Raw genomic sequence first — 23,041 nt, forward strand, 5'->3', positions numbered from 1 at the left:
TCGTGAAAAATAGGTGTTTACGAGTGACGAGATTTGCTCATATCCTAAAAAAAGAATTCAATTCACATTCTCTTCGGGCGGTGCGTAGCCACTCCATGCCGGCCCATCCCATGCAGAAGAGAGCAGAACAAGGCATCAAATGGATATCTCGCGTCAGGCGCTGTTTGGCCGACTCAATCCCACCCTGTTCCGAGCCATCGAAAGCGCTACCGCCTTTTGCAAGCTGCGCGGCAACCCATACGTGGAACTCGCGCACTGGCTGCATCAGTTGCTGCAGGCTCCCGATGGCGACCTTCAACGGATCTTGCGGCATGCAGGCACGGACTTGCCTGCGCTGGAAGCCGACCTGGCCCGCGCGTTGGCGGCGCTGCCGGCCGGCGCCACGTCGATCAGCGACTTTGCGTTCCAGATCGAAGCGGCCGTCGAGCGAGCCTGGGTGTACGCGACGCTCGCATTTGCCGACGACCGGGTGCGTGGCGGCTACTTGCTGACAGCGCTGCTCAAGACGCCCGAGTTGCGCCGCACGGTACTGGGGATATCCAGCCAGTTCGCACGCGTGCGCGCTGACGACCTGGTCGAGTCGGTCCCGGCTCTGGTCGCACAGTCGCCGGAGAGCAGCGAAGCTGCCTACGACGGCAGCGGGCTGGCCCCCGCCACGCCGGGCGAGGCCAGTGGCGCGATGGCGCCCGCTGGCTCGGGCAGGTCCGCATTGGGCCATTACTGCCGGGACTTGACCGAGGAGGCGCGTGCTGGGCGGCTTGACCCCGTGATCGGGCGCGAGCACGAGATTCGGACCATGACGGACATCCTGCTGCGCCGCCGCCAGAACAATCCGTTGCTGACCGGGGAGGCCGGAGTTGGCAAGACCGCGGTCATCGAGGGGTTGGCGCAGGCGATCGCCGCTGGCGAGGTGCCGCCGAGCCTGAAAGACATCCGGCTGCTCAATCTCGATGTCGGGGCGCTGCTGGCCGGTGCCAGCATGAAAGGCGAGTTCGAGGCGCGCCTGAAAGGGGTGCTTGAGGAAGCGGCCAAGTCTGCCAAGCCAGTGATTCTGTTTGTCGACGAAGTCCACACGCTGGTTGGCGCTGGCGGGCAGGCCGGTACGGGGGACGCCGCCAACCTGCTCAAGCCTGCGCTGGCCCGCGGGGCATTGCGCACGATCGGTGCCACCACCTGGAGCGAGTACAAGCGCCATATCGAGAAGGACCCTGCGCTCACGCGCCGCTTCCAGGTTCTGCAGGTCATGGAGCCGGAAGAGGCCAAGGCCGTCGCGATGGTGCGGGGGCTGGTCGACACGTTCGAGGCGCACCACCAGGTATGGATCCGCGACGAGGCCGTGCGTGCCGCTGTCAAATTGTCGCACCGCTACATTCCGTCCAGGCAGTTGCCCGACAAGGCAATCAGCTTGCTCGATACGGCCTGCGCGCGCGTTGCCTTGTCACTGCATGCGCCACCGGCGGTCGTGGACAACCTGCGCCAGCAATTGGCCGCGGCCGAGACCGAGTGCGCGCTGCTTGCCAAGGACGGCGGCTTCGGCAAGCCGGACCCGCGCGCGACGACTGCCGCGCAAGTCCGGCACAGCCAGGTCAAGGCCGATCTGGCGGCGGCTGAGGCGCGCTGGGAAAAGGAGAGGGCCCTGGCCGTCGAGCTGGTGACGCGCAGGCAGGCACGGCTGCAGGCCATCGCGCAAGGCCGGCCGGGCGCAGATGGCGGGCAACCCGGCGAGGCGCTGCCGTTGTCGGAGGCAGAGGCGGCCCTGCGTGCCGCGCAGGCAGGGCCGCCTCTCGTCCACACCGAGGTGGATGAGGCCGTGGTAGCCGCGATCGTGGCGGATTGGACGGGCATTCCCGTGGGACGCATGGTCTCCGATGAGGTTGCTGCCGTGATGCAGTTGCCATGCACGCTCGGCGCCCGCGTCATTGGCCAGGACCATGCGCTGGAGCAGCTCGGCGAGCGCGTGCAGACCGCTCGTGCGCAACTCACCGATCCCAACAAGCCGGTGGGCGTGTTCCTGCTGGTCGGCCCTTCTGGCGTTGGCAAGACAGAGACCGCGCTGGCGCTGGCAGACGCCCTTTATGGCGGCGAGCAGAACCTCATCACGATCAACCTCTCCGAGTTCCAGGAGGCGCACACCGTATCAACCCTCAAGGGCGCGCCGCCGGGCTACGTCGGCTATGGCGAGGGGGGCGTACTGACCGAAGCGGTGCGCCGGCGGCCTCACAGCGTGGTGCTGCTCGACGAGGTCGAGAAGGCCCACGCCGATGTGCACGAAGTCTTCTACCAGGTCTTCGACAAGGGCTACATGGAAGACGGCGAAGGGCGCCATATCGACTTCAAGAACACCATCCTGCTGCTGACCAGCAATGCGGGCTCCGATCTGCTGGCGAACCTCTGCGAAGACCCTGCGCTGATGCCAGAGCCGGCCGCCCTGCGGGATGCCCTGATGCCGGAGCTTCGCAAGGTATTTCCTGCGGCATTCCTGGGCCGGCTGGTGGTGGTGCCCTACCTCCCGCTCGCGGCCGGCAACCTCGGCCGGATTGTGCGGGTGCATCTGGATCGCGTGGTGGCGCGCATGCACAACCAGCATGGCATTGCGCTCACCTATGGCAGCGCCGTGGTCGATGCCATTGTCGAACGATGTCCGGTTGCCGAGACCGGCGCCCGGCAACTGATCAGCTTCATCGAGCAGGTCATCCAGCCGCAACTTGCGCGGCTGTGGCTGTCGGCGCTGTCAGAGAAACGTGCGTTGGCCGCCATTGACATCCGCCCGCCCGGCAGCGGCTCGCCCGAGCTGACCTATCACGCCGAATACCGTCCCGGCCACGACCCTGTTGGGCCGGCGTATCCCAAAGCCGATGCGGCCTAGAGCTGTGCGGCACGTCCTTGTAACCCGCTGGGGAGAACCATGTCTGTTGTGAACAGTTCGCAGAAATTCATCGCACGCAACCGCGCGCCGCGTGTGCAGATCGAGTACGACGTCGAAGTCTACGGCTCGGAGAAGCGCATCGAGTTGCCCTTCGTGATGGGCGTGTTGGCTGACCTGTCGGGCAAGCCGGCCGAGCCGCTGCCGCCAGTGGCCGATCGCAAGTTCCTCGAGATCGATATCGACAACTTCGATGAGCGGATGAAGGCCATGAAGCCTCGCGTGGCCTTTGCCGTGCCCAATACGCTTTCCGGCGAAGGGCAACTCATGGTCGACATGACGTTCGAGAGCATCGAGGACTTCTCGCCGGCGGCCGTGGCCGGCAAGGTCGACGCGCTCCGGAAACTGCTGGAAGCCCGCACGCAGCTCGCCAACCTGCAGACCTACATGGACGGCAAGTCGGGGGCGGAATCGCTGATCAATCAACTGCTGCAAGACCCGGCTCTGCTGCAGTCGCTCGCCAAGGCACCCAAGCCGAAGGCGAATGACGACGAAACCCTGACGCCGCAGTCCTGACTGGATCGGCTGCTTGCCTACCTGAACAACCTCATTAAGCAAGGATTCCATGGCTTCCGCCCAACAAAAACAACAACCGGCCGTCGTGACGGCTGAGCATTCGGATTTTGCGGCACTGATTAGCCGCGAGTTCTCTCCCAAGACCGACCAGGCACGCGAAGCCGTCGACCTGGCCGTCAAGACCCTGGCCGAACAGGCGCTGGCCAGCGCATTCACGATGAGCGACGATGCTTACAAGAGCATCGAGGCCATCATCGGCGCCATCGACAAAAAACTCTCGGAGCAAATCAATCTGATTTTGCACCACGAGAGCTTCCAGAAGCTGGAGTCCGCCTGGCGCGGCTTGCACCATCTGGTGTCAAACACCGAGACCGACGACAAGCTGCGCATCCGCGTGATGGATGTGTCGAAGGAAGAGCTGCGCCGCACCCTGCGCCGCTACAAGGGTATCGGCTGGGATCAGAGCCCATTCTTCAAGCGCGTCTATGAAGAGGAATACGGCCAGCTCGGTGGCGAGCCGTACGGCTGCCTGGTCGCCGACTATTACTTCGACCACACTCCGCCCGACGTGGAACTGCTGGGGTCCTTGGCCAAGATCTCGGCGGCCGCCCATGCGCCGTTCATCGCGGGCGCCTCGCCATCCGTGCTGCAGATGGATTCCTGGCAGGAACTGGCCAACCCGCGAGATCTGTCCAAGATCTTCCAGAACCTGGAGTATGCGCCGTGGAACAGCCTGCGCAACTCGGAAGATGCGCGCTATGTGGGCCTGGCCATGCCGCGCATCCTGTCGCGCCTGCCCTATGGCATCAAGACCAACCCGGTCGATGAATTCGATTTCGAGGAAGATACGGATGGCGCCGATCACCGCAAGTACGTGTGGAGCAACGCGGCCTATGCGATGGCGGTCAACATCAACCGCTCGTTCAAGCTCTATGGCTGGTGCACGCTGATCCGCGGCGTGGAAAGCGGCGGTGTCGTGGAGAACCTGCCGTGCCACACCTTCCCGACCGACGATGGCGGCCTCGACATGAAGTGCCCGACGGAGATCGCGATCTCGGATCGTCGCGAGGCTGAGCTGTCGAAGAATGGTTTCATCTCCCTGGTGCACCGCAAGAATACCGACTATGCCGCCTTCATCGGCGCGCAGTCGATGCAGAAGCCGGCCGAATACTACGACGCTGACGCAACCGCCAATGCCAACCTGTCGGCTCGCCTGCCGTACCTGTTTGCCTGCTCGCGCTTCGCGCATTACCTGAAGTGCATCGTGCGCGACAAGATCGGTGCCTTCAAGGAGCGCGAGGACATGCAGCGCTGGCTCAACGAATGGATCATGAACTACGTGGACGCGGATCCGGCCAACTCCTCGCAGGAGACCAAGGCCCGCCGTCCGCTGGCAGCCGCTGAGGTGGTGGTCGAGGAAATGGAAGGCAACCCGGGCTACTACAGCGCCAAGTTCTTCCTGCGTCCGCACTTCCAGCTCGAAGGCCTGACGGTGTCGCTGCGCCTGGTGGCCCGCCTGCCATCGGTCAAGGACGCGGCATAAGGCTTACCGGCCGAATCCAAACCGAATCCCCACGGACTCTACCGAACGGGCCTGCGACAGGCAGGCTCGGGGGAGCAGCTGTGGTTTTTGTCTGAAGTACCTGTCTTAACGTGAAGGAGCTTTGCAATGGCACAGGACATTTTCCTGAAGATCAATGGCATCGACGGCGAGTCGCAGGACACGTCGCACAAGAACGAAGTCGAAGTGCTGGCTTGGGAATGGAGCATCGAGCAGCAGTCCACCATGCACGCAGGCAGCGGCGGCGGTGCCGGCAAGGCGACCGTGTCAGATATGACCTTCGAGCACTTCATCGATCGCGCCTCGCCCAACCTGATGAAGTACTGCCTGACGGGCAAGCACATCAACGAGGCCGTTCTGGTGGTGCGCAAGGCCGGTGGAAATCCGCTTGAGTACCTGAAGCTCACCATGACCGATGTGATCGTCACCTTGGTGAGCCCCAGGGGTTCGGTGGACGACGAAGTGCGCATGCGCGAGAAGGTGTCGTTGTCGTTCTCCAAAGTGAAGCAGGAGTATGTGGTGCAGAACGCCCAGGGCGGCAGCGGCGGTGCCGTGACCGCGGGCTATGACATCAAGGGCAACAAGGAAGCCTGACGGACTCCGTCCATCCGCTCATGGCACTGACGGATGGACGGCAATTTTCGTTTGCCACAGGCGATTGTTGCCGCAGGCGATTCGTATTCAAAGCGGTTGTGTCCGCGCCAAACAGGAGAATGAAGATGGGTTCGTCCCGGAGCATCCCCGGATTCGGCAGTCATCGTACCGTCACGGTCAAAGGACCTGGCCTTCCCGAGGTGCTGGGGCAGCCGGCGCTGACAGTGGTGCGCGTCAGTGGCAGGGATCCGCTTTGCGACCTTTTTGAATACGAACTGGAACTCAAGACGGCGGATGATCGGAACTTCGACTTTGGGCCGGGCGCCAATCTCGACAAGCAGGCCCTTGAAGGCCGTGAGCTGACAATCGAGATCGAGCTGGATGGCGCTGGCACCGGTCTGGAGGGGCGGCTGGGTGCCGGCAAGCGTGAGATCACCGGCCTGGTGACGCGGGTGTCCGGCCCGACGCCGGAGGGCCGCCACCTTGTCTATCGCTTCGTGCTGCGGCCATGGCTCTGGCTTGCCACGTTGACCATGGACTACAAGACCTACCAGCAGAAAACCGTCATCGAAGTGGTCGATGAACTGCTTGCGGACTACAACTTCCCGGTCGAAAAGCGGCTCAGCCTGGTCCAGTATCCTCGACGCGAGTACCGGACCCAGTATGGCGAGACCGATTTCCAGTTCTTCCAGCGCATCACGCAGGAGTGGGGGATTGCGTGGTTCTTCGAACATAGCGAGGGGCATCACCGTCTGATCCTGACCGACGGCAATGGGGCGTTCAGGAAATTCACGAGCAGCGCCTATCACACGATCAAATGGTATCCGGCCGCGGCCCGGGTGGATGAAGAGCATATCTCGGATTTCACCGTCGTCGACCAGCTGGTGTCTGGCAAATGGCGCTCCAACGACTATGACTTCGTCAAGCCACGAGYCGATCTCACCGTAAAGACCCACCAGCCTCGCGAGACAGGCCATCGCGATCAGGAGATCTACGAATGGCCTGGCAATCATGCACAGCGCGCCACCGGCAACGACCCGTGGCAGGAAGGGGAGATGATCGCCCGCATCCGCATGGAGGAATTGCGGCAGCACGGCCGTCGTGCCTATGGAAGGGGCAGCTTGCGTGGCGTCGTTACGGGCTGTACGTTCACGCTGGCCCGCTATCCCGAGCAGGACGCAAACTGCGAATACCTGGTCAAGGCGGCAAAGCTGTTGCTCGAGGAAGTCGCTGAGGAGAGCGGCCAGGGCCAGCGCTGGCGCTGCGCGGTGGAATTCGAGGTGCAGCCGACCACGGAAACATTCCGCCCGGACCGCACGCAGCCAAGGCCCCGCACAACGGGACCTCAAACGGCAACCGTTGTCGGGCCCGAGTCTCAGGAAGTGTGGACGGACCAGTACGGTCGCGTGAGAATCCAGCTGCATTGGGATATGTACGGCAAACGCGACGAGCACAGCTCCTGCTGGGTGCGCGTCGCGTCGCCATGGCACGGCGATCAGTACGGCGCCATCCAGATTCCCCGTATTGGACAGGAGGTCATTGTCGACTTCCTGCACGGCGATCCGGATCTGCCGATCATTGTGGGGCGGGTTCCGAACCAGCTCAACATGCCGCCCTGGAACTTGCCGGGCCAGCATGCGCTATCTGGATTCCGCTCCAAGGAAATCGGCGGCGGCCGGCACAACCATCTGGTAATGGACGACACGCAGGGCGAAATCCAATCGCAGCTGTCGTCGGACCACTTGCTGTCGCAGCTCAATGTTGGCCACATTGCCCGCATTCCCGATGCGGGAGGCAGAAAAGACAAGCGCGGCGAGGGCGCCGAGCTTCGCACCGACGGCCACATGGCCTTGCGTTCGGCCAAGGGCGCCTTGCTCAGCACCGAAGCACGCATGAGTGCCCGCGGCCACGCCATGGATATGCGCGAGACGATAACCCGCCTCAAAGGCGCGCTGGAGATCGCCCAGGCCCTCGAGGAAGCTTCGGCCAACTCCCAGGCGCAGCACGATGAGCAGAAGGACGTCGCCAGGACGATCGAGCAGCAGAACGATGCCATCAAGGGATCCGGGGAGGCACTCGGAGAACTGACGTCTCCCCATGTCGTGGTGTCGAGCGCCGCCGGCATCGCGGCCACCGCTGAAGAAAGCACGCATTTGCACAGCAAGCACCACACATCGCTGACAACGGGCGAGCACTTATCCCTCAATGTCGGGAAGAGCTTTCTCGCCAGCGTCAGGGAGCTGGTCTCCATCTGTGCCCACAAGTTCGGCATCAAGCTGTTCGCGAGCCGTGGCCCGATTGAAATTCAGGCCCAGAACGACACGATGGGACTGCTTGCGAAGCTTGGCATCAGCATCATCAGCACTGAAGACAGCATTCGCGTCATTGCAAAGAAGCAGTTGCTGATCGGGGGCGGCGGCAGCTTTACCCAGTACGAGGCCGCCGGCATCACGCACCTGACCGAGGGGAAATACGTCGCGCACGCCGCGCACCACTCCTGGCCGGAAGAGCAGAGCTTGCCGATCCAGATGCCGGTTACACCGGAGCCGTTCTGCATCAAGTGCTTCATCAAGGCACTGAAGTCGGGCAGTGCGCTCGCCGCGGTCTAAGGAGGGATGGATACATGTATTTCGCAGTTGATCCACTGAACCTCGCCGAGGTCTCCACCAGGCTGATCGAGCTGGTTTCGGCAAATCCCAAGGCAAACTGGACTGCGGTCGTGGATGGTGCGTTCGATCACGATGGCGGCCGGCGCGATTACCCCGGCTCGCCAGAAGCGCTGTATGCCTGCGACGAGCTGGACGCCATGCTCGAGGTTTCCCCACTTCTTATCCCGCTGATCGTGGAGCGCGCCGAGGTGTTGAGGGAGCAGATTCTTGGCCTCGCACGGCATTGCGCCGGGCGGCCAATGTTCAGCATTGTGGCCTCATCCAGGAATGCCGCCGAACTCAAGCCAAATTGGCAGAAGTGCGCGCGCGTCTCGACCGAGGATGGGCAGAAGCTGTTGCTGCGCTTTGCCGACACGCGGGTGCTGCCGATGCTTCCGGAAGTCCTCCGTCAGGAATCCTGGGCGGCGTTGACCCATGAACTAAGCGAATGGTGGTACGTCGATCGCGCAGGACAGCTTGATCAGGTCCCCGTCGTGGAGGCCATTGCCGCGCCTGTCTTTCCGCTCGCGCTCGGGCGGCGGGAGTTTAACAAGCTGCTAGAGCGAGGCGAGCCTGATTCGGTCATCGACGCCATGTTCCGGCAGGTTGCCGGGGATCTTGCCGGCAACGGCGAAGGCGGGATTCTTCGAGAAGATCAAGGCGGTGTGCGAGTTTGCACGCGCCCAGGAGATTGACGCGTTCCCGGACATCCTTGCGCTGGGGATTTTTGACACAAGGACCGACCACAAGGGCTTGACGAACCCGAAGCTCCTCCGACTCATCGCGGAGCGGGGCTGGGTGCGTGGGGAACTCGCCGCAGCCATCGAGGCGGTCAATGGTGTCAATGCGGTCAATCAGTGAAGCTGTTCAAGCTAGCCAAGGCACCCCGTTACGTTGTAGCACTTGCCTGTGCGGCATCCATCGGTATCGCCAACCCATTTACACACGTGAAATGAAAAACACTACCCAACAGCCTTCGTTTGCCTTCGTTGCGTCCTCATGGGCCGCCTTGCTAGCAGGATTTCTCGCATTCCTTGTTGGATTGTTCAACGCGGAAATGCAGCTGAATGAGCGCGGCTACTACTTTACGGTGCTTGTCTATGGATTGTTTGCCGCTGTCTCGGTTCAAAAGAGCGTGCGAGACAAGCTTGAGGGCATTCCCGTAACGGCGATCTACTACGGCCTGAGCTGGGTGTCAGTGCTGTTGGCTGTCCTCTTGCTGTGTGTCGGGCTATTCAACGCCAATTTGGCGTTGAGCGAAAAGGGCTTCTATGGCATGTCGTTCGCCCTGGCGCTCTTCGGGGCGATTGCCGTGCAGAAGAACACGCGCGACATCCAGGCGGCCATGCCGCACGTCATCGAGAGCGATCTGGTGCGGCTCCCGGAGGAAAACCCAGGGAATGACCGATAGGTACGAAGTTGTTCTCGACGGTCGCCAAGCCGTCACACGGGGATGGCCCTTACTGGCGCACGCATGCCAATGCGGTGCCTGAAGGTGCTGGAATCGTAGCAACGTACGTTGCCAGTTACGCCCGAGATCGGAGCTCGCATGAACATTAGATGGAAACAGATTTCCGTTCGTCTATCACAGCTAGCTGTCGTGCTGTGCGCCGCGTGTTCCATGGCAAATCGGGCTGCCGCCATGGACTTGGTGGGCTACAACTACACGGATCAGTATGTCGCAGCCTATAGCGTCAATGGCTATCCAGGCGCCAACATCTACCCACATGCGGGCGGCGGCGGCTTCGTTTGCTGCATTTCCGTACCTAGGGAATGGCAGCCGGGCATGACGGTCACGGTGAAGTGGACGGAAGACCGAAACGCCAACCCGGTCCCGTGGAAGACGCGGGTGGTGGAGGTGCCTCCCTATACGGCTAAGGATCGGGGTCATTTCGCGGTGCACTTCTTTGCCAACGATGAGGTCACGGTGCTGGTTAAAACGAAAGCACCCGGGCACCCTGATTATCCCTACCATTTCTATCCTAGCGAAGGTGTCCGGAAATGACCGCGCAATCCCCTGAGATATTCCCAACTGGCGGCCTGCGCGCGCTGCCGCCACGCGAGGCGATGCAGTGCATCGCGGTGCCGTCCTGCACATTGCTCAATGACAAAGCAGCCGCGTGTCCCGGACAGGCAAATGTGGGCGTCGTCTTCGACGGCGCTGGCGACCATCGGCAGGAGAACTACGAAGCTATTGGCGCCAGCGGACAGGTCAAGGTGGTGCGGGGCAGGGTGCGCCCTAAGCTTCCGAAGTCAAGCTCAACCCAACACAGGAGCGTGTCGATGGGAACTCGAGTGCAGTCTGTTCTCTGCCGCCTTGCTGTGTCCTTGGCGATGCTGGGCACAGCCTGTGCTGTCAGCAGCCCTGCTACCGCGATGGACCTGGTGGGATACAACCACACGAACCAGTATGTGGCCATGTACGTCGTGAACGGGTACCCGGGCGACGATATCCTCCCGCATGCGGGCGGCGGCAGCTTCGTCTGCTGCATTTCCGTGCCGAGGGAATGGCAGCCGGGCATGACGGTCACTGTGAAGTGGACGGAAGACCGTAACGCCAGCCCGATCTCTTGGCGAACGCGCGTGGTGGAGGTGCCCCCCTACAAGCCTGCGAACATGGGCCGCTTCGCGGTGCACTTCTTCCCCAACGATGAGGTGAAGGTACTGGTTACGACCATAAGGCCCGGGCATCCCGATTATCCCTATCCGTCGCCGCGAGAAGGGAGGGAAAAATGAGCACGAAATCCCCGGAGCTCTTCCCAACTGGCGGCCTGCGCGCGCTTTCGTCGCGCGAGGCGATGCAGCGGGCAGCGGCGCTGGCCCGCACCTTGCCCATGGACAAAAAACCTGCCTGCACCGGCCAAGTCAATGTGGGCATCTTCTTTGACGGGACCGGCAACAACCGCCTGGAAGACTATGAAGGCATTCCGGCTGAGGAGCAGGTGAAGGCCATGAAGGCCGGCACGCCGCCCGAGCGGCCGGAGTCCTTCCCGCCCGAACTACGCAAGCACAGCAATGTGGTGAGGCTCTTCCATACTCACAAGAACGATGCGGATGAGGGTTTCTATCGCTACTACATTCCCGGCGTGGGCACGCCCTTCGCTGAGGTCGGCGACGCCGGCGGCATGCTCGGTAGCGCCGCTGCTGCGGGGGGTAAGGCACGCATCCTGTGGGGCTTCATCAAACTCCTCAATAGTCCATACGACTACCTTTGCAAGGGAAGTCTGATACCTGATGACCAAGGCAAAGCCATCATCGACAAGCTAACCGGAAAATTCAGCACGAACTGGCAGCGTCAGAACGAGCTGCGCCAATGGCAAGAAAAACTCAAGGCCGCCCTGCGGGGAAAGAAGCCAAAGATCGAGAGAATCAACCTGTCGGTGTTTGGATTTTCACGTGGCGCGGCGCAAGCACGTACCTTCGCAAACTGGCTGTTCGAGGTGTGCGAGCCACAGGATGGCGGATGGCTGTTTGCCGGCATCCCGATCCATCTGCGCTTTCTCGGCATCTTCGACACGGTGGCATCGGTGGGGCTGGCCGACCTGACCGGCAATGGCATTTTCGAAGGCCATCAGGACTGGGCGGACAACACGATGGAAATCCACCCTGCCATAGAACGATGTGTGCACTACGTCGCGGGTCACGAGGTGCGAGCTTGTTTCCCGCTGGATTCAGTACGGGTACACGCGACTTATCCCGCCAACGCCGAGGAGGTGATGTATCCCGGTGCCCATTCCGACGTCGGGGGTGGGTATGCCCCGGGCGCGCTTGGCATTTCGCCCACGCCGGACAGCTTCATGAGCACGATCCCCGGTGCGAACATGTACCAGAAAGCCTGCAGGGCCGGCGTGCCGCTCCTGCTGTGGGATGAACTTCCGCAGAACACGCAGGCTGACCTGACGCCAGCGCAAGGGGTGATCGCGGACTTCAACAACTACGTGCAAGCCAGCGCGATCGGCGACGGCCAGGTGGAGGACATGCACATCCGGCACATGGGGCTGTATTTCAGTTACCGCTTCAAGTACCGGACTAGCTATCGCAATTTGCCCTGGTATCTGGCTGCAAGCGACACACACAAGGAATATCTGGATGTCACCTCTACGACGGTGCTGGTGCGACTGGGTGAGTTGCTGTATCGCGTCCTTCCGTCAGATCCGTCCTACGATCCCAAGGCGGCCAAAAACAGTGCTCTCCCGTGGTCACCGGCGACGAACGACATTCGCCTGCAGCACCTCTACAAGATCATCGACAACATCGATCTTAGCCAGCTGTCGGCCCCGGTGGAACGCTTGTTCGATCGTTACGTGCATGACTCGATGGCGGGCTTCATCGGCATGGGGGTCAATGAGTACAAAGCGAATCGGATGGGGCTAATGAAATTCCGAAAGGTTTTCGACAAAAACGGGTAACTGTGCTTCGGAGTTTGCCTGGGATCGTAGAAGTCGCTTGGTGCGATGCGGCGAGCGACATCTTTGTTCTATGGCGGGCTCGCATCTGCCGCCCGGCATCCCCGGATGCGACTTGACGCACATCCTGCAGATCCACAGCCGGGCGTTCATTCAAGGACTCTGCGTGTTTGTGGATGCCTTTCGGCGAATTGGAATTCTCTTACTTTGGAAAGCATGATGGGAAAAAAACTCATTACCGTCGGAGACACGACGACACACGGTGGCAAGGTGATCTCCGGTTCGGAGAAACATCTCTTGCGGGGACGGCCGGTCGCCCGCAAGGGGGATCTGGTGGATTGCCCGCAGCGGTATCCGGACGGTCGGCCGCACGGAATCAACAAGATTGTGGAAGGTGACGAAAAATTCCTGATCGGCGGATGGCCCGCGGCGCTGGACAGTCATCGCACGGAATGCGGTTGCCAGTTGATCGGCAGCCTGCCGGGCGTCGTCGGAGGGTAAGGCATGGCGCAAATCATGGAGCGGCCGTTGCTTAGCGGATACCGGCGCGCGCTATTGGCGTCAGGTGGGCTTGCACTCGCGCTGCTTTCGGGGTGCGCGAGCGCTCCGGCCCAAAACGAGCAGATGAAGCTCGATCTCGCCATCGAGGCGAAGTCGACGGTCAATCCCGACGACAAGGGGCGGGCGTCTCCTGTGCTGGTGCGCGTTTATGAACTCAAGACCGAGACCGCCTTCGAGAATGCCGATTATTTCTCCCTGGATAAGTCAGACAAGACGCTGCTGACGCAGGACCTGCTGGTGCGGGATGAATTCATTCTCCGCCCGGGAGAATCGCGCGATATCGAGCGCAAGCTGAATCCGCACACCAAGGCAATCGGTTTTCTGGTCGGCTACCGGGACCTTGGCCAGGCCACCTGGCGCTCCATCTTCAAGTTGCCGCCGGCACCGGAGATCGCCTGGTACCGGGCCGTCGTTCCGGCGCGCAAGATCAAGCTGCAAGTCGCATTGGACCAGCAGACCATCACAATTACTAAACCTGACTGATTTCATGAGCTGGTACAACAAAGTCGTCTGGAGCGAAGGGCTCTTCCTGCGCCCACAGCTATTTCAACAGCAGGAGCGCTATCTTGAGCTCTACGCTCACAAGCGCGCTGCTGCCTTGAGCCCGTTTTTCTGGGGCTTCCATCACTATGGGATCGATGCGGAAGCGCTCACGCTGGGAAAACTGGTGGTGTCCGGCGCGGCGGGTGTGTTTCAGGATGGCACGCCCTTTGATGCGCCCGCGCACACCATGCTCCCCGCGCCGCTGGCGCTTGTGCATGAGCACCTGAACGAGGTCATCTATCTGGCTGTGCCGATTCGCACACCGAATGCGGAGGAGACAAGCTTCGGCGAAGCCGTGGACTCGCTGGCGCGATACCGCGCATTCGAGGAAGAGCTGCTGGATGCGAACTCGATTGCGCAGGGCCCCAAGCTGGTCCAGCTTTCGGACCTGCGGTTGCGCTTGCTTCCAGGCAAGGAACTGACGAAGTCGTGGATCGGGTTGCCGCTGGCGAGGGTCACGGAGATCCGGGCTGACGGCAGTGCCAAGCTGGACCCGGGCTTGATACCGCCCGTCAACGTGTACCCGGCGAGCGGCCAGCTGATGACGTGGCTGACGGAAATCCACGGCTTGCTGCATCTGCGCGCCAATTCGATGGCAGGGAATCTCACCGCGGGGAGCACCCGAGGCGGGGATGCCGCGGAAATATCGGAATACCTCATCCTGCAGCTGCTCAATCGCTATGAGCCGGTACTGACGCATTTGCTGGACGCCAAGGCGGCGTCACCGGAAACGCTCTATCTACACCTTTGCGCGTTGGCGGGAGAGYTCTCGACCTTTGTGCGAACCGACACACGCCGCCCGCGGAAGTACCAGCCGTACCTGCACGGCGAGCCGCATACCTGCATCAAGCCGTTGGTCGACGATCTGCGCTATCTGCTCAACGTGGTGCTGGAACGTGGGGCGCAGCGTATCGCGTTGCGCGACCAGCCGCACGGCTTCCGGCTTGCGGTGCTGGAGCCTGCGGAGATTCAGCGCTTCTCGACCTTTGTCCTTGCCGTCTTCGCTCAGATGCCCGCCGATGTGCTGAACCAGCAGTTTCCGGCACAGGTCAAGGTGGGCCCAGCCGAGCGGGTGCCGGAGCTGATCCGTTCGCACCTGCCAGGGATTCCGCTGCAGGGCTTGCCTGTGCCACCGCGTCAGATCCCGTTCAATGCCGGCCAGGTCTATTTCGAGTTGGCGCAGAGCCATCCGCTGTGGGAGCAGGTCGCGCATTTCGGCGGCCTTGCCATGCACGTCGCGGGCCACTTTCCCGGGCTGCGGCTTGAACTTTGGGGGGTGCGATGAACAAGCCAATCGATCCGCCATCACTGGCGCCAGATAGCAAGATCCAGCCTTCTGCACAGGACGGCCAGCAACCGCCGGCCGAGGAAAAGCGCACGCCCAGCCCCGGGCCTGCCGCGGCCGACCCGGCCTCCCCGCCACGCAGGCCGTGGGAATGGCGAGTGCCAGAGACCCCTGAGCAGAAACTCGCGCGCATCGGGAAGGCGCCGAATCCCCTGCTGGAAGCTGCGCAGCCGCTCATGCTGGCGCTGGCCGGCATGCCGGACAAACTGCCGGTGACGCAAGCGCCGAAGCCTGGCAACGCGACGCCTGACAAACCGAAACCCGACGAGGCGAAGTCTGGCGATGCGAAGTCTGGCGAAGCGACGCCTGACATGCATGCTGCGCTGGCGCTGCGCTTCCTCCTGGTGGAAGAACTGCAGGGATTTCAGCAACTTTGCGAGCGCGCCAACATTCGGCGTGAGCACGTCGTGGGTGCGCACTACCTGCTTTGCACAGCCCTGGACGAGGCCGCGCACAGCAAAGCATGGGGGGGAGACGGCTGGCCGCAACACAGCTTGCTCGTCAGCTTGCATCAGGATACCGAAGGCGGAAACAAGTGCTTCCTGCTGCTTGGCCGGTTGCTGGCCAGCCCCGATGAGCATCTGGACCTGATCGAGATGTTCTACCAGGTCCTGTCGCTGGGGTTTATCGGCCGTTACGTCAGCCAGACCGATGGGCCCCAGCAGCTGGATGCCATTCGGAAACGGTTGTTCAGTCTCGTCTCCAGCAAGCGGGGGGAAGTACCGCGGGAACTTTCCCCGCACTGGCGTGGCGAGCCCGCGGGCCGGCTGAGGCCGCTGCGATCGTTGCCCGTGTGGGTGACGGTTTCCGTGTCGGCGCTGGTGTTGTTTGGGCTGTTCGCCTGGTTCAAGTACCAACTGCTGGTCCGTACGCACGAAGTCGAACAGCAGATCCTTGCCATCGGCAAGATGGCGCCGCCGGAGCCGCCGAGGGCACTGCGCCTGGCTGAACTGCTCAAGGAGGAAATTGCGCGCGGGGTTGTCAGCGTGACGGAGGATGTGACGCGCAGTGCTGTCACCTTCCGCGGCGATGACATGTTCGGCGGCGGACGGGCCGAGGTCGGTAGCAAGATCCTGCCACTGCTAGACAAGGTGGCCGCGGAGATCAACAAGGTAACCGGAAAGGTGACAGTGATCGGCCATAGCGACAACATACCCATCAGGACGTCCAGGTATCCATCGAACCAGGCGCTGTCGGAGGAGCGCGCCGCCACGGTGACGGAGTATCTGGCGAGCAAGGGGGTTGCCAAAGGGCGCCTCGAAGCGATCGGCAAGGGCGATACCGAGCCGCTCACGGGCAACAAGACGCCAGCCGACCGGGCGAAGAATCGCCGGGTTGAGATCGTCGTGACGCAGTAACCGGGGTCAAGGGATGGAATTTCTGAAACGTATTGGCGCGGTGCTATTTTCCCGACAGGCATTCGCGCTCCTGGCTGTCCTGGTCGTGGCGGCGGCCATCTGGTTCATCGGTCCGCTCCTCGGCTTCAACGGCATGCACCCGTTGGCCGGTGTCGGCATGCGCGTCGCGGTCATTGTGCTGCTGATGACGCTGCTACTGTTCTGGCTGGTTGGCCTGCCGATTTCTGCCGTTGGCGCCGCAGCGCTATGCCTGCTGATCTGGCACGCGGGGCCGCTGCTGGCTGTTGGCGCCGGGAAGCCGCTGGCGCCGGCCTCGGTGCGCATCGCGCTGATATCGGTCATCGTCTTCCTGTTCGCCGCCTATGCGCTGTATCTGCTGATCAGGCGTGCCCGCACTGACAACCTGTTTCTCCAGCGGGTTCTGAGGATTGGCGGAGAGCCCAAGGAGGTGGTAGCAAAGAAGGATATTGCTATCATCGATCAGGCCATGCAGAGCGCGGTGCAGAAACTGAAGGGGATGCGCGGCGTGGGGGGACTTCGCGGCTTGCTCGAGGGCAAGCGCTTCCTGTACGAACTGCCGTGGTACATGGTGGTCGGATCACCGGGCGCGGGAAAGACGACGGCGTTGCTCAATGCTGGCCTGCAATTTCCCATTGCGGAGCAGATGAGCGCGGCCGCACGTGCGCACAAGGCTACCGTTCATGTCGATTGGTGGTTCACCAACGATGCGGTCCTGATTGACACGGCTGGCCGGTATGCCACGCATGAGGTGAGTCCCACAACCGATCCGGCCGAGTGGCAGGGTTTCCTGGGGCTATTGCGCAAGTACCGTACGCGGGCTCCCATCAATGGCGTGCTGCTCACCATCAGCATTACCGACCTGCTTACGCGCTCGCCCGACGAACTCGTGGCGCAGTCAGCCATGCTGCGCGCGCGGCTGATGGAGCTGCGGCGAGATCTTGGCATCCGGTTCCCGGTTTATGTGCTCATTACCAAGCTCGATCAATTGGCGGGCTTTGCTGAGTATTTCCAGGACCTGTCAAGTGAGGGGCGCGCACAGCCCTGGGGCTTCACGCTCCCCTACGGGGACAAGAACCGCAAGCGCGGCGAACCTGCGGTTGACCTGCTGGAGCGCTGCCGCGACGAGATCGAAGGCTTGGCCCGGCACCTGCAGGAGGCGATCAACAATCGGATGTGTGATGAGTTCGACGCGGCCCGGCGCCGACGCTTGTCGATGCTGCGCACAGAGTTCACGAGCCTGACGCAGCCGCTTGTGGCGATGGTGGAGCAGATCTTCCTGGATTCGCGCTTCGATGATACCGAGCGGCGTCATATGCTGCGCGGGGTGTATTTCACCAGTGCGACGCAGTCGGAGCACGCGGTGGTCGGTGACTATAGCGGCGTCTATCGCAGGCTGGAACGAGGGGAGGGCGGGTTTCAGGTTCTGGGTGACCATCCAGGCATTGGCGATGGCATCACCGTGGACAAGAACAAGGCGATCGGCAATCGCAGCTATTTCCTCCAGGAAGTAGTCAGGCGCATCCTCGTGCCCGAGGCGTACCTGGTCAAGCCGAACCTGCGCTGGGAGTTTCACTTCCGCGTGCTGGGCCTGCTCGGCCATGCGCTGACGCTGGTGATCTTGCTGTGGCTGGTCGGCGCCCTGTACAAGAGCTTCGGCCACAATTCGAGTTACCTGGGCGCGGAGGGGGAGAAGGCCACGGCGCTGGCCGCCACGCTGACCGCGTACTACAAGAAGGCCGAGCCGGACGGGATGCCCGGGGTGCTGGCCGCCGCCCGCGACCTGCCCGCGTACACCGGGCTGAATCTTGCCGATCCATCGACGGACTGGCGCTACGGGCTCTATTGTGTGCCACCCCTGCTGGGTGCGGCCACACGGACCCATACCATGCTGGAGGACAGCCTGCTGGTGCCATACCTGGTACGCCGCATCGAATCCGTGCTGTCTACCGCCGTCAGCCAGCGTGACACCAAGCAGGTCTACGATACGCTGCGGGTCTACCTGATGTTCCACGACAAGGACAAGTTCAACGCGTCCGACGTGCGCAGCTGGGTGCAAAGCGACTGGGCGACGGGCAACGGGGCGGACGCCTTCGGCGGCCGGGTGGCGGTGATCGAGCACCTGGACAGCCTGCTGGACGGTACTCGGGCGGTGCAGTCGCCCTACGCCAGGAACGAGGTGCTGATCCGCTCGGCGCGAGATTTTCTGGACGGCAGTACTTCCATTGAACGCCTGTACGATCGGGCCAAGGCGGCCATGATCGAGGAGGCGCCGCAGGATTTCACGCTGGTGCGCGCGGTGGGGCCCCAGGCCGGTACGGTCTTTACCCGCGCGAGCGGTGAGCCGCTGGAGCGGGGCATCCCCGGGATCTTCACCTACGCCGGCTACCACGACCTGTTCAATGCGCGGCTGCCGGAGTTCGTCGGCAAGGCCCAGGCGATCGATGCGTGGGTGATGGGGCGGGGGGCGGGGCCCGGCGCTCAAAAAAAAACGCTTGAGAGCACCGCGGGTAAGCTGACCGGTGACGATCCGCTGACGCGCGAGATCCGGCGCCTGTACCTGAACGAGTATGCCCAGCACTGGGAGGCATTCCTGGGCGATATCCGTACGGTCACCGGCAACAACCTGGCCTTCGACCTGGAAATCCTGCGCACCTTCGCCGCGCCGGACTCGCCGCTGGCCCGGCTGGGCCGGGTGGCGGTGCAGGAAACCACGCTCAGCCGCCCGCTGGACCCCGAGGACAAGTCTCTCGCGGAGAAGGCGTTGTCCATGCTGGACAAGACGCCCGACAAGAGCAACGCCCTGACCGCGCGTGCCGAAACCCGCCAGGAACGCGAGGTGGTCGACAACCGCTTCGCCGCGCTGCGCGAGGTGGTCACCGGCCAGGCGGATGCGACGGCCCCAGGCGCGCAGGCCGCCGGCGGCAAGCCGCAGCTGGATGCCATCGCCGGGATGGTCAACGCCTATTACACCAGCCTGGTGGTGGCCAACAACGCGCTGAATACCCGCAACCTGCCACCCCCGGCCGATGCCGGAGAGCAACTGCGCATGGAAGCCGCCAAGCTGCCGGCGCCGTTCAAGGCGGTGCTGGCGGACCTGGTGGTGCAGGGCACCCGGGACGTCAACAAGGGCGTGGGCGACATCCTGATCGCCCAGATGGACGCAGTCATCGGCGAGACCTGCCGCGGCGCCATCGACGGCAAGTATCCGTTCACGCTAACCTCGGCGCAGGACGTCGACCCGGAGGACTTCGCCCGCGTCTTCGCCACCGGCGGCGTGCTGGATGACTTCTTCCAGAAGGTGCTGGCCCCGCACGTGGACACCACCATCTCGCCTTGGCGCTACAGGCTGACCGCGCCGGACGTGCCGCCGGTCGCCGGCCCGAGCCTGGTCCCGTTCCAGCGCGCCAAGGAGATCCGCGAGGTGTTCTTCCGCGAACCGGGCGCCAGGAAAATGGCGTGGAAGGTGGATCTGAAGGTGGTTGAGCTCGATCCGCAGATCGTCGAGCTCAACATGGATTTCGATGGCCAGAGCCAGCGCTACGTGCACGGCCCGGTGATTCCGCTCAAGGTGACCTGGCCTGGCCCGCGCGGCGGGCAGGCGGCCGAGATCATCGCCAGTCCGCGAATTCGCCCGGATACCTCGACCTTGACGGCCAACGGCCCGTGGGCACTGATGCGTGTCATCGCCAAGGGCAAGCTTGCTGGCTCTGCCACCGCCAGCCACTTCCTGGCGGAGTATGACTTCGATGGCCGCAAGGCCAAGCTCGACATCAATACCGGAAGTCTCGCCAATCCATGGACCACCGGCCTGCTGCAAGGCTTCCAATGCCCCGGGAGGTCGGGCTGATCACGGTGCCGCAGGTCTGCGGCAAAGCGGCCCGCACGGGCGGGCTTTGTTAGCCGCAGTGCGCCGCCGGGCCCGATAGCGGCGGCGCGGCGGCGTACCCCGGACGATTCCACTCAGGCAACACATGCCCTCCCGCGTCAGGAGAAGAGATGCGACAGAAGACCCCGCAGAATGATCTGGCCCAGTGGGGCCGCACCCGGCAGGCGATGACCCGATGCAACGTAGGCCGGGTGGCGGCCCTCCTGGCCTGGCTGCTGGCCGGCTGTACCGGCGGCAGCGGCATCTCGACTGACCACTCCGACAAGTTTGTCTATGCCTCGCTAGGCGGGGTCAATCACACCGCCAAGTACATCCATTCGTTCTCTATTGATGGGCAATGGGGCGGCAACATGGATGCCTACGGCAGTACGTCGGGAACGTGTTGCGTGGGCGTGCCGCGGGTCTACCGTCCCGGCATGCAGGTCAAGGTGAGCTGGAACGCGCCGGAGGGAAGGACCGATGTCATCAAGACCAAGGTGGCCGAGGTCGAGCCCTACACCAAGGCAGGCACCATCTATGCCCACATCTTCCCGAACGACGTGGTCCGCGTGGTCGTGTCGGCGCGCTACGACTCACATAGCCTCAATCACCCCATTCCCTATCCGGTTGACCCAAACGAAGTGAAGGAGCCCCAACGATGAAGCGCTATATCGCTGCCCCCGACCGCGCGCTCTCGCCGGATCCGGCCGAATGCTGCAGCCTGACGCCGCGCGAGGTTCTCCGCGTGTTGGGGACCAAGCCCGCCTGCACGTTAGCGCGCCAGCCAGTTTGCCAGATCCTGGTCAACGTGGGGCTGTTCTTCGATGGCACCAACAACAATATGGAGCGGGACTACAAAAAGCCGGAACCTGCCAAGCGCTTTCATAGCAATATCGTTCGCCTGCACAATGCCTATCCTGCTGAAGAGAGAAATAAGCCGGGGGAGGGCGAGTACTTTTATCGCGTCTACCTGCCAGGCGTGGGCACGCCCTTCCCGCAAATTGGTGAGATGGGCGAAAGCACCTACGGGCGGGCATTCGCCGCCGGCGGGCAGGCCCGCATCCTGTGGGGTCTGCTGCAGATCCACAACGCCGTGCACCGGGCGGCCTTTGGCGGCGAGTCCATGATGGACGATGACAAGATCGCCGCGAAGATCAAGGACTACGAGCGCCGCGTCGACCACCTGCAGCGGCCCGACCCGGAGGTCCCGCCGCGCAAGCGCAAGGACTGGTTCGTGCCGCTGACGCAGGAACTGTCGAAGAAGCTGCGCGCCAGGCTCGATGTCAAGCGGCTGCCACGGATCCCGTTCGTGTCCGTGTCGGTGTTCGGCTTCTCGCGCGGCGCGGTCCAGGCGCGTGCCTTTTGCTACTGGTTCCAGGATGCGCTGCAAGACGGCAAGTTCGCCGGCATTGACACGGATATCCGCTTCCTCGGGCTGTTCGACTCGGTGGCCACGGTGGGCACCAGCGACTCCATGCACCACTCCCTCGGGCTGCCGCGCTGGCTGGCCAGCGGCCACTCCGGCTGGGCCGCGGAGATACTGAAGCCTCTGCCCGCGCTGGTGAAGAAGACGGTTCACTATATCGCCGCCCACGAGCAGCGCATGAATTTCCCGGTCACGCGGATCGTCGGCGGCCAAAACGTCGAGGAGGTGCTGTACCCCGGCATGCACTCGGACGTGGGGGGCGGCTATGGGGCGGGCGACCAGGGCAAGGCCCGGGATGGCCTGCCCTCGCTGATGTCGCAGATCCCGCTGCTGCATATGTACAAGGCGGCCTTGCTGGCTGGCGTGCCGCTTACCCAGACTTGGGGTATGGAAGACAAGGTGCGAGCCGACCTGGAGGCGGACCCCGACATGGTGCAGGTCTGGAACCAGTACATGCGGTGGAGCCGTTGCGAAGGCGGCCCCTGCAACGAGCAGCTCGGCCAGCACTACGCGCGCTTTTTCCAGTGGCGTGCGTGGCTGCTGCGGCGTTTGGAACAGCGTCCTTTCTACCTCGCGTCCAATCCCCAGGACCAGACCGACCTGCAGGAATCAAATGACCGCCTCAAGGGCGATCTGGTGCCGGTGCGATACCGGGCCGCGCCCCATCGTTCCCCTTATGGGGATCGCAACCCGCTCATGCTGTCGCCCCAGGAGCGTGCCGGGGCCAACCTGATGCAGGTACTCGCCGCCAATATGGCCAAAGCGTTGACGCCGTTCGAGACCGCCGCGATGTCGCACTTTGAAGATCCTGTGCCGCCGCCGGATGGCTCCCATGCGTCGTTCGAGGACCACATGCATGACTCGCTGGCGGGCTTCTACATGGCAGGGGCCGTGACCGAGCTCGATCGCAACACCGCCATCGAGAATGTGTGCCGCAAGCATGTGGCCAACCGGCCGCTCGGCGGGTTCGAGCTGAAGATCTACAAGGAAAACCAAGCCTGGATCGACCGCCGGATGACATCGCCGGAGGTTGGCCAGGGGGCGATTTGCAAGGCCGAGATTGGTGCCGTCTACCCGGTGCAGACCGATGCGGATGTCGGAGACCTGCGCGACTGGGTGATCGTGAGCCAGACCAGCACGCGGCGGGAGGGCGGTGGCTACCTGCGGGACCGGGCCATCTTTAGCGAGATGTAAAGAATGTCAATCGAGAAGAACATGAAATTTGATCGCGCCATCGAGGCCTTCATCAAGGAATTTGTCACGGACCTGGCCAA

At 62.9% G+C, this 23,041-nt stretch carries 17 protein-coding genes; all 17 read left to right on the forward strand.

The features are described 5' to 3' along the window. The first annotated feature begins 139 nt into the window (after positions 1–139). The 17 genes from tssH to AC1DQR_RS06305 all read left to right on the forward strand — a co-directional run bounded on the left by tssH (position 140) and on the right by AC1DQR_RS06305 (position 22,961). On the forward strand, positions 140–2,866 hold the full coding sequence (gene tssH, locus AC1DQR_RS06225; protein WP_416048473.1) for a type VI secretion system ATPase TssH: 2,727 nt from the start codon (positions 140–142) through the stop codon (positions 2,864–2,866). A gap of 39 nt (positions 2,867–2,905) precedes the next feature. Then, entirely contained in the window at positions 2,906–3,439 is a 534-nt protein-coding gene (gene tssB / locus AC1DQR_RS06230; protein ID WP_416048474.1) for a type VI secretion system contractile sheath small subunit, read from the forward strand. A gap of 49 nt (positions 3,440–3,488) precedes the next feature. Next, positions 3,489–4,982 carry a type VI secretion system contractile sheath large subunit gene (tssC, locus tag AC1DQR_RS06235; protein WP_477132732.1) on the forward strand — a complete coding sequence of 498 codons (1,494 nt, stop codon included), beginning with the start codon at positions 3,489–3,491 and terminating at the stop codon, positions 4,980–4,982. A 126-nt stretch (positions 4,983–5,108) separates the two neighbouring features. Next, positions 5,109–5,594: an Hcp family type VI secretion system effector gene (locus AC1DQR_RS06240; RefSeq protein WP_416048475.1), complete on the forward strand. Its 486-nt coding sequence runs from the start codon at positions 5,109–5,111 to the stop codon at positions 5,592–5,594. Between the two features lie 125 nt (positions 5,595–5,719). Then, on the forward strand, positions 5,720–8,203 hold the full coding sequence (locus tag AC1DQR_RS06245; RefSeq protein WP_477132733.1) for a type VI secretion system Vgr family protein: 2,484 nt from the start codon (positions 5,720–5,722) through the stop codon (positions 8,201–8,203). A gap of 14 nt (positions 8,204–8,217) precedes the next feature. Then, positions 8,218–8,937, forward strand: a complete 720-nt coding sequence (locus AC1DQR_RS06250) for a DUF4123 domain-containing protein (RefSeq protein ID WP_477132734.1) — start codon at positions 8,218–8,220, stop codon at positions 8,935–8,937. A 257-nt stretch (positions 8,938–9,194) separates the two neighbouring features. After that, entirely contained in the window at positions 9,195–9,653 is a 459-nt protein-coding gene (gene yiaA / locus AC1DQR_RS06255) for an inner membrane protein YiaA (protein ID WP_416048478.1), read from the forward strand. A 138-nt stretch (positions 9,654–9,791) separates the two neighbouring features. After that, complete coding sequence (locus AC1DQR_RS06260) at positions 9,792–10,247, forward strand: DUF3304 domain-containing protein (protein ID WP_477132735.1); 456 nt, start codon at positions 9,792–9,794, stop codon at positions 10,245–10,247. Then, positions 10,244–10,978: a DUF3304 domain-containing protein gene (locus tag AC1DQR_RS06265; protein ID WP_416048480.1), complete on the forward strand. Its 735-nt coding sequence runs from the start codon at positions 10,244–10,246 to the stop codon at positions 10,976–10,978. The genes AC1DQR_RS06260 and AC1DQR_RS06265 overlap by 4 nt, the downstream gene beginning before the upstream one ends. Next, entirely contained in the window at positions 10,975–12,651 is a 1,677-nt protein-coding gene (locus tag AC1DQR_RS06270) for a T6SS phospholipase effector Tle1-like catalytic domain-containing protein (RefSeq protein ID WP_416048481.1), read from the forward strand. The genes AC1DQR_RS06265 and AC1DQR_RS06270 overlap by 4 nt, the downstream gene beginning before the upstream one ends. A 216-nt stretch (positions 12,652–12,867) precedes the next feature. Continuing rightward, complete coding sequence (locus AC1DQR_RS06275) at positions 12,868–13,149, forward strand: PAAR domain-containing protein (RefSeq protein WP_416050475.1); 282 nt, start codon at positions 12,868–12,870, stop codon at positions 13,147–13,149. A gap of 3 nt (positions 13,150–13,152) precedes the next feature. Next, on the forward strand, positions 13,153–13,692 hold the full coding sequence (gene tssJ, locus AC1DQR_RS06280; protein WP_416048482.1) for a type VI secretion system lipoprotein TssJ: 540 nt from the start codon (positions 13,153–13,155) through the stop codon (positions 13,690–13,692). Positions 13,693–13,696: 4 nt separating this feature from the next. Continuing rightward, complete coding sequence (gene tssK / locus AC1DQR_RS06285; RefSeq protein ID WP_477132736.1) at positions 13,697–15,037, forward strand: type VI secretion system baseplate subunit TssK; 1,341 nt, start codon at positions 13,697–13,699, stop codon at positions 15,035–15,037. Further along, positions 15,034–16,455 (forward strand): type VI secretion system protein TssL, long form, encoded by a 1,422-nt coding sequence (gene tssL / locus AC1DQR_RS06290; protein WP_416048484.1) that lies wholly within the window; start codon positions 15,034–15,036, stop codon positions 16,453–16,455. The genes tssK and tssL overlap by 4 nt, the downstream gene beginning before the upstream one ends. Positions 16,456–16,468: 13 nt before the next feature. Beyond that, entirely contained in the window at positions 16,469–20,323 is a 3,855-nt protein-coding gene (tssM, locus tag AC1DQR_RS06295) for a type VI secretion system membrane subunit TssM (RefSeq protein ID WP_416048485.1), read from the forward strand. Positions 20,324–20,472: 149 nt separating this feature from the next. Further along, positions 20,473–21,003, forward strand: coding sequence for a DUF3304 domain-containing protein (locus AC1DQR_RS06300; protein WP_416048486.1), 531 nt, complete (start codon positions 20,473–20,475; stop codon positions 21,001–21,003). Next, entirely contained in the window at positions 21,000–22,961 is a 1,962-nt protein-coding gene (locus AC1DQR_RS06305; RefSeq protein WP_477132737.1) for a phospholipase effector Tle1 domain-containing protein, read from the forward strand. Before AC1DQR_RS06300 ends, AC1DQR_RS06305 begins: the two co-directional genes overlap by 4 nt. Positions 22,962–23,041: the final 80 nt, after the last annotated feature.

Source organism: Cupriavidus sp. 05L411 (assembly GCF_056398045.1).